The organism is Alteromonas sp. KUL42, from assembly GCF_006538325.1.
Lineage (GTDB): Bacteria > Pseudomonadota > Gammaproteobacteria > Enterobacterales > Alteromonadaceae > Alteromonas.
The window spans coordinates 159,783-172,729 of the sequence record NZ_BJKK01000010.1 but is presented as its reverse complement, the minus strand read 5'-3'; the positions used below and the strand labels follow the sequence as shown (position 1 = coordinate 172,729).

At 43.5% G+C, this 12,947-nt stretch carries 10 protein-coding genes; 6 read left to right on the top strand and 4 right to left on the bottom strand.

All coding sequences use genetic code 11. The features are described from left to right. Nucleotides 1-7: 7 nt before the first annotated feature. The 4 genes from EYR97_RS14385 to EYR97_RS14370 all read right to left on the bottom strand — a co-directional run bounded on the left by EYR97_RS14385 (nt 8) and on the right by EYR97_RS14370 (nt 4,773). Nucleotides 8-1,258 (bottom strand): serine hydrolase, encoded by a 1,251-nt coding sequence (locus EYR97_RS14385; RefSeq protein WP_131094356.1) that lies wholly within the window; start codon nt 1,256-1,258, stop codon nt 8-10. 113 nt (nt 1,259-1,371) lie between these two features. Next, nucleotides 1,372-2,610 carry a sensor histidine kinase gene (locus EYR97_RS14380; protein ID WP_131094355.1) on the bottom strand — a complete coding sequence of 413 codons (1,239 nt, stop codon included), beginning with the start codon at nt 2,608-2,610 and terminating at the stop codon, nt 1,372-1,374. A 1-nt stretch (nt 2,611) separates the two neighbouring features. After that, entirely contained in the window at nt 2,612-3,292 is a 681-nt protein-coding gene (locus EYR97_RS14375) for a response regulator transcription factor (protein ID WP_131094354.1), read from the bottom strand. Between the two features lie 44 nt (nt 3,293-3,336). Continuing rightward, nucleotides 3,337-4,773, bottom strand: coding sequence for a S41 family peptidase (locus EYR97_RS14370; RefSeq protein WP_131094353.1), 1,437 nt, complete (start codon nt 4,771-4,773; stop codon nt 3,337-3,339). Between the two features lie 180 nt (nt 4,774-4,953). Between EYR97_RS14370 and EYR97_RS14365 the strand changes: the two genes are divergently transcribed. From EYR97_RS14365 to EYR97_RS14340, 6 genes are all read left to right on the top strand, one after another. Further along, nucleotides 4,954-6,075: a type 1 glutamine amidotransferase domain-containing protein gene (locus EYR97_RS14365; protein WP_131094352.1), complete on the top strand. Its 1,122-nt coding sequence runs from the start codon at nt 4,954-4,956 to the stop codon at nt 6,073-6,075. A gap of 41 nt (nt 6,076-6,116) precedes the next feature. Further along, nucleotides 6,117-6,881 carry a type 1 glutamine amidotransferase domain-containing protein gene (locus tag EYR97_RS14360; RefSeq protein ID WP_131094351.1) on the top strand — a complete coding sequence of 255 codons (765 nt, stop codon included), beginning with the start codon at nt 6,117-6,119 and terminating at the stop codon, nt 6,879-6,881. Between the two features lie 581 nt (nt 6,882-7,462). After that, nucleotides 7,463-8,515, top strand: a complete 1,053-nt coding sequence (locus EYR97_RS14355; protein ID WP_131094350.1) for an NAD(P)-dependent alcohol dehydrogenase — start codon at nt 7,463-7,465, stop codon at nt 8,513-8,515. Between the two features lie 115 nt (nt 8,516-8,630). Further along, on the top strand, nt 8,631-9,554 hold the full coding sequence (locus tag EYR97_RS14350; RefSeq protein WP_131094349.1) for an AraC family transcriptional regulator: 924 nt from the start codon (nt 8,631-8,633) through the stop codon (nt 9,552-9,554). Nucleotides 9,555-9,639: 85 nt separating this feature from the next. Next, a complete protein-coding gene (locus EYR97_RS14345) occupies nt 9,640-11,424 on the top strand; it encodes an ATP-binding protein (protein ID WP_131094348.1) in 1,785 nt (594 codons plus the stop codon). 5 nt (nt 11,425-11,429) lie between these two features. Further along, nucleotides 11,430-12,776 (top strand): sigma-54 dependent transcriptional regulator, encoded by a 1,347-nt coding sequence (locus EYR97_RS14340; protein WP_131094387.1) that lies wholly within the window; start codon nt 11,430-11,432, stop codon nt 12,774-12,776. Nucleotides 12,777-12,947: the final 171 nt, after the last annotated feature.

Here is a 12,947-nt window from a genome sequence, read left to right as displayed (position 1 = left end):
TAACGTATTATTTGCGCTTTCTTCTTATCAATACAAATAACGCAAATGCAATCCAAACAACGGAACCAACAACCATAGGGACAACCGCAGAAGACAGTGCTCTATCAAAGAAGATAAAATCTGGCTTGCCGCTTTGCCACAATGTCCATTCAAAGCCGATTTCAGATGCAAGTGTTGAATGCCCAGTGACCAACGCAATATAGCCATCGCCAGTAACGGGGTTTATACGCAAACTGGTGTTAATTGCCGGGTCATTGCTGCCGTCATGACCAATGATGAACTGCCCTTCGTTTAGTGGTACGTATAGCATCGCACCTCGCCCCCAAATAGGCGCCCCCATCAACGAACCAATGGGTTTGCTCAATGACTTCAATAATTCAGGTTGTGCAAGTAGTGATTTAACTAAGCCAGCTAAGTCATTGGCACTCGCATTAAGTGCTGTCGCTGCTGAAGAAGCGTATTGGTATACAGGTGCTGAATTACCTTCAGCGTCAAATGAGCCTGCATGGCGTGTGCTGTCATCAACATAGTCAAACGTACTGTTAAGCATACCATTGGTTTTAAGTACGTTTTGCCCAACCCATGATGAATAGCGTTGCTGGGTTAACTCTTCAATCAGAAGCTCTAAAATTAAGTAGCCACCGCCTGAGTAACGAAACTCTGTACCCGGCGCAACGCCAACTTCAATGCGTTTACCTTCCTCCGATGCGCGCGGATCATTAAGTGATTCAACTACGCTAGGTAACGCTTCATTACTCTCATAGTTGCCAAACCCTAAACCGTCGGTCAGCCCCCCCGTGTGACCGAGTAGCCTTTCAATCGTAATATCCTGATGATTAAAATTACTCTTTGGTATGCTCCAGCTCGTTAAGTACTCTCCTACCGCATTGTCTAACTGAATATCACCGTTATCCGCTAACTTGTGAATAGCAATGGCTGCAATAAACTTACTCATGGATGCGGTTGAAAATAAGGTATTGGCGTCTATCGAAAGCTCGGCATTGTCACGCCACACCTGCGCGGTTTGGAAATGGCTCCCTACTACTTCACCATTTTCAATTAATACCAGTGCTCCATTACCTTTGAGGGTTTCATCCATAGTCTGTTTTGCATAAGTCATAAACTCGTCATGAGCATGCTCAGGAACAACAGATTGCATCCAAATACCATCAAAAGATAAGAATGCCGCTGTGGGAACCCACAATAATGCCGGTACAATTACCAAGGCGACCTTGGCTACTTTTTTTAGAAATGCCATAAATTCACGTCCTTTCCCGTCAAATTTTCATGGCACTAATCTTACTTGCTCTTTTTGAGTGAATGCGCTGCGCTTTCCCCAACTGCATCCTGCTTTCCTGAACGACGCGTTTTTCATTTTAACTGTATTGCTAGAATAAACTCGCCTTGTTTTGCGGCGACTTCAACTGACCATCCACACGTTTCGCAAATTCGCTTTACCAAATGTAAGCCTTGCCCTAACCCATCGCTGTGCTGCCCTTTTATTTGTGGCGAGAGCACATCTTCACTTGGCAATGTATTAACAGGGTTGCTAAACACAAGTCGATCATCCACAAGTGCAATAGTCAACGCCACTTTGCTTGCGTGGTTCACCACATTGTCCAGCAAATTATTGAGCAAAATGTGGAGCAAGTTTCTATTGCAGTAAATTTGATAAGTGTGCGCTATGGCAATATTCAACTCGACATCATCGCGACTCGACAAAGAGAAATGGTTGATAACACAGTGTTCAACCTCTTGTAATAATGAAAGTGTTTGGGCTTCTACCGACTCTTCGCGAGAAAGCGCAAGCAATACCACCAGCGATTGTTCAACTTCAAAAATCGCACTTTTTACTCGGTTAATAGAATTGTCATCAAGAGGTACTGTGCTATTAAGGCGCCCTGCCACCAATTTTAACACTGCAACCGGTGTGCGAAGCTCGTGGCTAATGTCTCTTGAAAAATCAGCTTCACGTTGCAAGGCTTCTTGTAGACGGTTAAAACTACTGCTGATAGTTTGTGCCAGATATCCTATTTCATCGTTTGCGAATGGCTGAGTGAACTGCAAAGGTTGGTTACTTTGTTGGTTTACTACACGTGATGCAATGTGTTGTAGAGGCTGCACGACTTGCCGTGCAAGATAGCGGGCTAACATCAGTGCACTCAAAACCGTGCAAAGTAAAATCAATACAATCCATGGTATTAGCTTAGGTAAGTAATCTTTTGAAATTTCATAAGAGGAAACGTTGGCAGCAAGTAAATACGTAGCGTTGCCTAGCTGAATTTCTGTAACGTGAATAGCACCGCCGTCGTTGAGTGGGAATTCGATTCGGTTGGGCGACTGCTGTCGCAACATTTGAACAGACTCGGGCAATTCGCTCCAACCTCCGTACATCGTCATAAACGGAATACGGGGCGAAGTAACCTCACCCGTTTTCTGATAATGCTGCTGTATAGACGCAGCTTCTTCACTCACTAGACGATTGAAAATATTGTCTTCAATAACCCATGCATAAATAACTAGTAGGCTAATGAGAAATACCGACACCACTGCGGTAAAGCTTACTATAGAGAAGCGGATCTTGCGTTGAATAGACTCTTGGTACGCCATATTACACCGACAACTTAAAACCAATGCCGTGAATGGTCTTTATCATTTCTGTTTCAAATGGTTTGTCTACCACTTGCCTAAGCGTATAGATGTGTGAACGCAAAGCATCACTGTCAGGAAGGTCGTCTCCCCACACTTTATCGATAATCTCCCGTCGGCTTACCGCATTCGGGTAAGCCTTCACTAAAATACGCAAAATGGTGTAACTGGTGCTGCTGAGTTTTAATTCGCATCCATTGCGTGTTGCCACCTGTTGTTTGTCGTTAAAGCTCAACTCGCCAATAGTCACGTTCTGAGCTTTGTGTAACTGCTGCCTGCGCATCAATGCTTTGCATCTTATTAACAGTTCGTGACTATCGAAAGGCTTGGTTAAGTAGTCGTCCGTGCCTGCATCAAACCCAACAATTTTATCTTGTATGCTGTCTCGCGCTGTGAGCATAAGTACCGGAGGCGTTGGATCAAGAGTACTTTTAACAAACTGACAAATCTCAATACCACTCATATCAGGCAACATAATGTCTAAAATTATCACGTCATAACGATGGTCACTCATTAACAACATTGCCTGTTTACCCGTTGCTGCGTAGTCTACTTCCATACCTTGCGCTTCAAGGAAGTCGTATATTTCCGCGGCGAGATCTTTTGTGTCCTCTACCAACAGCAGTCGTACTTTTTCGTTCATTACCATGCCTCCGAATACTTTGCTTCTAACACCTAACCCAAGTACTACCGCTCTGTAAGAGAGCCTTTAACATGTGCTAACACAGCAGCGATATCCGCGTCTTCTCCAGCTGCAATTTGCTCGCTTGTTGTTGCGACAGGTATATCTGGCACTACACCTTTAACTTGTATATTTCCGTTAGGCCTTACCAATAAGCGAGTAGCAACATACACACGCAATTCAGAGTTTGGCAGATTGAACAAGTTACCTTGTGCGGTTTGATTAGCATAACCTCCGGTTTCTCGACCAACAAGCATCGCCATATCGTTGTCTTGTACCGCCGTAGCAAATACTATGGCAGATGAATAAGACAACGGGCTGATTAACACATACGCATTGCCTTTAAATGACTGTGCTTCATCCACTGGAGCAATCCAGTCGTCCCAGTCTTGGGTTAATACGTCTCCAACGTCTCCTTTATAATTGAATATACCTCGGTTATCCGTATTCAAGCGCTCACGCATTGAAGAAATCATTCGAAACGGCTTTTTAGCAAGGTAGCTTGCCAAGTAAGTAGAAGTATCTGTATTGCCACCACCGTTCTCTCGAATATCGATAATGAGGTTTTTAACCTTTTGCTGGCTTATTTTTTCAAAAGTCGCATCAACAAAGTCTTCAAACCAATCGGGCGAAACGTCAAATGTCGCCACCTTCAAATAACCGGTTTCTTTATTGATAAGGTGATACGAAAAATCACTATCAGACATGGCCAATTGTGTATCCGCTTGCGTATTGTCATTTGCATTTTCTACACGAGCCCATTGCTGACCAGATGTTAATTCCACACGTTGGATCTCGGTGTCTACTTCAAACGCCATATCAAAAGACTCAACAAACCCAAACGCCGCCCACACCATCATAGGGAACCTATCGGCAACAACGTGTTTGCGCAACACTTCTGTTTCTCCCCCCACTAACTGCTGAGACGTTGAAAAAATGGTATCGATGTCAATGCCATTAATGCTCAATAGTTTTGCGCCTTTAGGCAGTAGATTATTTTTGTGCTTATAACCGTATTTCAGAAATACTCCTTCGGGAAATACATTCAATGCGAAGGGAAAAGTCAACTTCCCACTTTTTTGTAATGCTTGGTATTCCTGATACGGCCAAATTAGGAAAGTATGACCATCATTAAAATAGTGAGACAGCCTTCCCACTTTTTTAAAGAAAGTCTGTCGTGTCATAGGCTCCGTAATTTCATTTTTAAGAATATCTGCTTGTTGATAGACCTCGGCTAAATCAGTGTACTTTGATAAATCTGGGTGGCGTTCTACAACACCATCAATAAACGCATCAATATCTTGGTGCAACTGCTCTGGTGCAATTTCAGCATTAACTAAATCAGGCGAGCTTAATTCTGGAAATATATCTAAGTGCTTTGATGTACAACCACTTATCAATATAAGTGCGCTACAGCATAGCCCAATGAACAACTTTTTCATGGGAAGTCCTCTTCTTAGTGAATGAAGACAAGTTAACAAAGTAAATGTGAAGAAAATGTCGGGAAGATTTCTTACCTATTACTTTTCTGCGTCTAGTTCTTAAAAGGTCTCCCCCTTCACAAAAAGACGACATTCTGTTCGATAAAGTAGTGCTATCTTAACCACCTTCATGGAGACATCATGAAAAAGACTTACTCACTCCTTTTACTAATGCTACTTTCTTTTACGCACGCATTCGCATCGCCTGATGAGAACCAGACTAAAGTACTCATGCTGATTTCAGGCTACGGGGATGAAACTCGCCCAGCGCTAAGTTATGACTTGGAAGAGCTTGCACAATCCTATTTAGTTTTGCATGACAATGGCGTTGAACTAGATATTGCCACACCAAAAGGTGGTGCAGTGTTGGTGAAAACGAACAAAGACGACTTAGCCTATATTCAGCGCTTTAAGTCTATTGCTCTAAAACAGCTTAAGAACACAAAAGCAACTAAAGATATAAGTGCAAGTGATTATGACGGCGTATTTATTGTTGGTGGTGCAGGCGCTATGTTTGATTTACCTGCTGATAGCGCTACCCAAGCTGTGCTGACAGACTTCGCCGCACAACAGCACATTATTGCTGCGGTGTGTCATGGCCCAGCTGCAATAGCAGATGTTAAGTTACCTAATGGCAAATTCTTAGTTGAAGGAAAAAAGGTCAATGGGTTTACCAATATAGAAGAACACGCTTTTAGCGGTGAACATATCAGTATGTTCCCCTTTTTAGTACAGGACAAACTGACCCAAAATGGTGGCGTGTTTGTCAACAACGACCCAATGTTGCCATTTGTAGCTGTGGATAAAAACTTAATCACTGCACAAAACCCTTCTTCTGTCCCTAATGCCGCAGAAGCCATGCTGTTAAAGCTAGGCGTAACACCAAAGCAACGAACGCCCTTTGCTGATGAGGCAACCATGGAATTAATTGCTGAAGCCAAAAATAACGGCACAGTGGCTATCGATTTAGCGCTTAGTAAAAGCCCGCAAATGTACGACTTAAACTACCTCGCCCTTTACGGATTTTATGCATACGCTTTGGCGCCTGATAGCCGTAAAAATGTAGAACTAGATTTAATGGAAGCCATTAGCCAACATTTTCAACATCCAGCTTATGAAGCAGCACTCATTAAGGCACTCGTAGAGCAAGATAGAAACCTAGCAGCAAACCAGGCACTAGCGACATTTTTAACGCGCTATCCATCCCATGAAGATGCTTCGACATTAACGGCCTTGGTTAACCCTTCTCAGCCTCACTCGTAAACACCCCGAATGAACTCGCCTTCGTCAATTAAGGAATAACTATGAAATACTTGATTACCACATTACTATTTATAACCGCACTTTTTGCAGCCAATGCCAACAGTGAATCACAGAAGAAAATTTTGATTATTGCCTCTAATAAAATCGATATGGGCGATGCTGAAAAGCACGAAGCAAGAAACGATTTATTCGAGTTTGCGCCGCCCTATCACATTTTTGTTAGTCACGGGTATGACGTTGACTTTGTCTCGCCAGAAGGCGGTGAAGTCCACTTCATGAGAGATCCTTTGGGAATCTCTAGTTACACTATGAAATACGAGGGCTTTTTGAACAAAACCCAACATACACTCACACCTGATGAGGTAGATCCTTCTCTGTACTGGGGCGTATTCAGTGGGGGTGGATACGGCACCATGTTCGATGTAGCTGATAACTCAAAGATTCAGTCTATCATCGCACAGATTTATGAGAAAAATGGCATAGTGGGTGTTGGCGGCCACGGCTCAGCCAGCATTGTGAATGTCCCTCTGTCTTCTGGCGAATACATGGTAAAAGGAAAAAGAGTGGCTGGTTTTCCTAATTCAACAGAAACAACCAAGCCTTGGGCTAACTATGGCAAGTTACTGCCTTTTCTTATTGAAAGTCAGTTGGTAAAAAATGGGGCTATTGCCGAAAACAAACAAACGCTCAGTGATAAACACGCCGTTGTCGTCGATCAACGCATTGTTTCAACCATGTTCTTACCCTCTGCCGCCCTTGTCGCCAAAGAAATGCTTATACTCCACGAGAAGCAAAAATCAAAATAAGTATTTCCAGAAATGGCATAACAGAACAAGAGCGTGTTGACCTTTTTGGTACAATTGCTGCCTGAAAGGTTCATCCACACGCTCTAGTCATTCCAGATATACATAACCAATCCAATTTGTCTTTCCAAACGTAGTCACAACTATAATTTTCAGCAAAGATAACAATATGTTGGTACTCGCTCTGCTTTCTCACGAGAGTGCCATGTAGACCGTCAGACTTATAGGCATGCAACCTTGGGTATAACAGATACTTAATAGATGCGCTTAAAAAGAATGATTTTACAATTAATTCATTAGCATGTAGTCATTGTAAATACATTGATGACGTATGCTTTTAAACCAAGAAAAGTCATTTCGAAACACTCCACGCATTGCTTATTAAACTCAGTATTTGTAATACAATTAGAATAAGCGTGAGCAAAAAACTTAAAGAAATAGGCAAGTCATTAGGAGAATTTGGCATGCACATATTGGTTCGTTTCATTAGTCTATATATTACAGATTGATGAGCTTGCAAGTGACAAACTCAACAAGCAAAGAACGTGGTGAATTCACCAATTAATGAAAAACGAGGATGATTTATGAAAACTATCGGCTATGCTGCGCACTCTTCTGATGCGCACCTTGTCCCTTATCACTTCGAACGCCGCGACTTACGCGACAACGACGTTGCAATAGAAATTTTGTACAGTGGTATTTGTCACTCTGACTTGCACACGGTTAATGGTGATTGGGGTCCTCAACCTTACCCACTCGTACCAGGCCACGAAATTGTGGGCCGCGTTATTAGCGTGGGTCCAGAAGTTAAAAACTACACCGTCGGTCAACATGTCGCTGTAGGCTGTATGGTCGACAGTTGCCAAGAGTGTGACCAATGCCACAACCACGAAGAACAGTACTGCCGCAACGGTATGACACCGACCTACGGTGCACCAGATCGCATCAACGGTGAAATTACGCAAGGCGGTTATTCAAAGCATATCGTTGTGCGTGAAGAGTTTGTACTAAGCGTGCCAGAGTCACTGGATATCGGTCGTGTTGCACCTATCCTTTGTGCAGGTATTACCACATATTCACCACTTAAAACATGGGGCGTAAAAGAAGGCAGCCGTGTTGGTGTTATCGGTTTAGGCGGACTTGGGCACATGGCTGTGAAACTAGCCGTGGCAATGGGTGCAGAAGTTACGGTACTTAGCCGTTCAGATGCGAAGCTTGAAGAAGCCAAAGGTATTGGTGCAAACGGTATTTTGGTTTCTACCGACAAAGATGCCATGAAAAAGGCCGCAAGCTCATTTGATTTAATCATTGATACTGTGCCAGTAAAACACGACATCAACATCTATACACCACTACTGGACATCGACGGTTCACTAGTCATTGTGGGGCAAATTGGCCCATTAGACGAACCCATGACCGCACCACTGGTAATGGGCCGTCGTCGCGTTGCCGGCTCACTAATTGGTGGCATTAAGGAAACTCAGGAAGTACTCGACTTCTGTGCACAGCACAATATTTTACCTGAGTGTAAAATGATACGCGCAGAGCAAGTCAACGAAGCATTTGAACACTTGTCAAAAGGTGATGTTGCACACCGCTTCGTCATTGACATGTCATCGCTTAGCGTTGATGCATAATAGGTAAATTACCGCTTAGCAAGAATACGGTAAAGCGTACAGTAAGAAGTTGGAATACTCTAAAGCACGAACTAGTATTCCCGCTTCTTGCTTTATATTATAGAGAGCATCCACCGTGAACAATGTTGTAAATTTTCGACGTTCTTTCGAACTTCAACAAACACCTGCAGAAAACGATTTACTTGCATTGACCCAATTGCTAGACAAATACACGCCTCACGATGGTCTTTTTAACATTCCCGATGGCCCCCTTCACGTTGTAAAATCTTCAGTGAAATACAGCGAGAAAATGTACACGTTAGCACAGCCGAGTATTTGTATAGTGCCGCAAGGCGCTAAACAAGTAGCCTTGACACACGGTGGTTTCGAGTATGACAACCGTAAAATGGTAGTGTACGCGGCTGAAGTTCCTCTTCATGTCACTATTACCCAAGCTTCAGTAGCAGCGCCCTACTATTGCCTTGTTATTCCTATCGACCCTAAAACGTTGAACCGTTTGGTACTAAAAGTATTCCCAAATGGCGTACCAAAAGCAGAGAAAACTCGCGCAGTTTATGTAGGAGACGCAAGCGCTAAGCTTGTCAATGCAGCACGACGTTTAATGGAGATCATTGCGCATCAAGAAGATACAGATCTTTTAGTACCTCACACTATCGATGAAATACTCATGCGACTTTTACGCAGTCCAGTGGGTCCGTCAGTAGCACAAATTGGCGTAGCAGATTCCAATATTGAAAAGGTCTCTAAGGCCATTAGTTGGATAAAAGACAACTTTTCTGAAGCCATAAAAGTGGATGAGTTAGCCAAACACGCCGGCATGAGTACATCGTCATTTCACAGCCACTTTAAACAAGTGACACAACTCAGCCCTTTGCAATTTCAAAAGGTTTTGCGACTTCAAGAAGCAAGAGAACTAATACGTGGCGGTATTATGGACGTCACCAGTGTTGCATTTCATGTAGGTTATGCCAGCGCTTCACAATTCAGCCGAGAGTACGCCCGCGCCTTCGGGGTTGCTCCATCAAAGGACATTGCATAGTGCCAAACAACGAAATCTCCGTCTTACATTTGTAATTTAATCGTTAAACTTATATAACAAAGCCCTTCATCGCATAGGCTGAGTTATGTTTCGCAGGATCACGTTTTTCATTTGGCTGGTTTACCTCGTTATCGTGGGTATTTTGTCTTATTCCGTTGCCGTGAAAGAAGTTAAACACCGCGCTGATCAGCAAATATCAGACGTAGCTAGCCGTCTAGAAATAGAGTTAGACAAGTTTCGTACACTGCCTCGGGTTTTAGTTTTACACCCTTCCATTGTAGACGCATTACAAACGCCGACAAACGAGACGATTGAATCCGTTAACCAACTTTTACTCACTTACAATACACACCTTTCAAGCGATGCGGTTTACCTTTTGTCAGACACAGGAATGACAGTTGCATCGAGTAATTGGCAAGATACTGACAGCTTTATTGGCAACGATTACGGTTTTAGACCTTACTTTCAAAAGGCAATGAAAGGTCAAGACGGAAACTACTTTGCATTGGGTACGGTATCGAGGAAACGCGGGTATTACTTTTCATTCCCAGTGAAAAAGAACAATGACATTATTGGCGTACTTGCCGTAAAAGTCGCCTTAAGTGTTATCGAAGATAACAATATAAATAGTGATATCGATAGTAATTTCACTTTATTACTTACCGATAATCACGGTGCCATTTTCTATAGCTCGAAGCCTCAATGGAATTATTCAGCCCTTGTACCACTTCCCAAAAGTGTGGAGGCCGAGCTAATTTTGCAAAAGCAGTATGGTGATGGCCCATTGCCCGTGCTTAGCCAACACAACGACCTACCCGCTTTTCTAAATGCATCATTTGTTGGGTTACCTAATCGCGACAAGCAGACCACTTACTTAGTGGCAGATAAAGTGATGAATCAGGTGGGGTGGCATCTGCTTGCGCTAACCCCGCGAAGTCAGGTATATCAAATCGTTGTGTTAAGCCTTATTGGGGCCACGCTTTTGTTTATGCTTGTTGCCTTACTGAGTCTTTATTGGCGAAGGCATGTTGAATCTCAACGGCAATTGTCGCTGGTCAACGAACAACTAGAACAACGGGTTGAGCAACGCACAGGTGAATTGCGACAAACTAATATTGCGTTGGTCGACACCATCGAAAAGCAAAAGGTAACTGAACAGCGCTTAAAAGAAACACAAAACGAGCTTATACAAGCCGGTAAACTCGCGCTACTTGGCGAAATGTCAGCAAGTATCAACCACGAACTAAATCAGCCGCTAACCGCCCTTCTCACGTACAGTGAAACCTTGTTACTCATGATAAAGAAAGGCCGCACTGAAGCCTTTGAGCAAACCTGCAAAGAGATAATTACCATTACCCAAATGATGGCGAAAATAGTGGCGCAATATAAGCTATTTGCAAGAAAATCAGCAGGTAAGGTGGGGCCAGTGCGCGTGCAAGACACGCTCAAAGCGTCAATGGCTATATTAGAAAGTAAAATTCAAAAATTGCATGCTGACATAACAATTAGCAACCAAGACGATAATGCGCAGGTACTTGCCGAATCAGTGCCGCTTGAGCAAGTATTGGTAAATTTACTCAATAATGCATTGCAAGCACAAGAATTAGATGACACCGTAAAGTTAGACATAACAATTACAACGTTGCCTCAACACGTTAGTATTAGCGTTCGCGATTTCGGACCAGGCTTCGATGTTGACGACCCAAGTCGTGTATTTGAGCCATTTTACACTACAAAAGGACGTGGACTGGGCTTGGGCCTTACCATTTCTCAGCGTATCGTAGAATCTTTTAACGGTACCATAACAGCAGAGCAACACCCCGAGGGCGGCGCGGTGTTTACCATTACATTGCCGAGGAGCACCGCGTGACAGCAGTGAACTTACCCATTTACCTAATTGATGATGAACCCACTATTTTGCGATCGCTACAGCAGTTATTGCAGATAGAAGGGCATGTTGTCGAAACTTTTTCTGACGCCCGCGACGCTATTCGCAAACTCGATCCCGACTTTGGTGGTGTGGTGATCACCGATATAAATATGCCTGGCATGGACGGCGTCGCATTTTTACGTGAAGCGCTTAAACTTGACCCCGAACTCAGTATTGTCATGCTGACAGGTCATGGCGATATTACAACAGCGGTGGAATCTATGCGCTTGGGCGCTTATGATTTTATCGAAAAGCCCTTCTCCAATGACCATATTTTGGATGTGATAAAGCGTGCGGGTGAAAAACGTGCATTAGTATTAGAGAACCGCGATTTAAAGAATGAGCTGGATGCACAAACCGGCGCTGGCCCTCGAATACTGGGCAATACCACTAAAATAAAAGCGCTCAGGCGACTGCTACTTCAAATACGCGATATTCCCGCGGATGTACTGATAAAGGGTGAAACCGGGGCCGGTAAAGATTTAGTCGCGCGCTTTCTGCATTACAACAGCAAACGTCAAAATGAAAATTTTGTGGCGATAAACTGCGGCGCCATTCCAGAGAGCATGATTGAAAGTGAATTGTTTGGTTTTGAAGCCGGTGCTTTTACCAGTGCACAAAAGAAACGTATTGGAAAAATAGAGCACGCCAATGGCGGTACCTTCTTTTTAGACGAAATTGAAAGTATGCCAATGGCGCTACAAATTAAATTGCTTCGCGTGTTAGAAGACCGACGCATAGAGCCGTTAGGTTCGAATAAACAAGTAGACTTGGACATACGCGTCATTGCTGCCGCTAAAGTTGACCTGCTTGAATTGGTCGACAAAGGTGAATTCCGCGAAGATCTCTACTACAGACTCAATGTGATAAACGTTGAAATTCCGCCTTTACGTGAACGCAAAGATGATATTTCTTTACTCTTTCAACATTTTGCCGCCATTGCTAGCACGCGCTTCAATACTGATACTCCTCGCCTTAGCAACGAGCAACTACTGCGCCTTCAACAACACAACTGGCCGGGCAATATACGAGAGTTACGCAACGCCGCAGAACGCTTTGTGCTAATGGGGGGGCAGACAGCCTTCGATGAAGAGGCTAACAGTACCGACAGTGACACCCTCACCTTGGCAGAAAAAATTGCACACTACGAGCGCCAGTTACTGCAAGAGTCGTTAAAAGCAAACGATGGCAGGCTTATTGATGTGCAACAACAGTTAGGCCTTCCTCGTAAGACCTTGTACGATAAAATGCGCAAACACGGTTTAGATAAAGGCGACTACAAATTACCTTAAGTCGCTGTTACTAGCGTTTTATGTTAAAACAGCGTAAATGGGTGGATACCCACCCATTTACAAATTTGCAACGTGTAACTTCCCGCCCATAATAAGAACCACAACCGTCTAAAATCAAAGCAGACAAAACACAAGCCATTGAAATAAAACAACAATTAAAAACAAAATCAA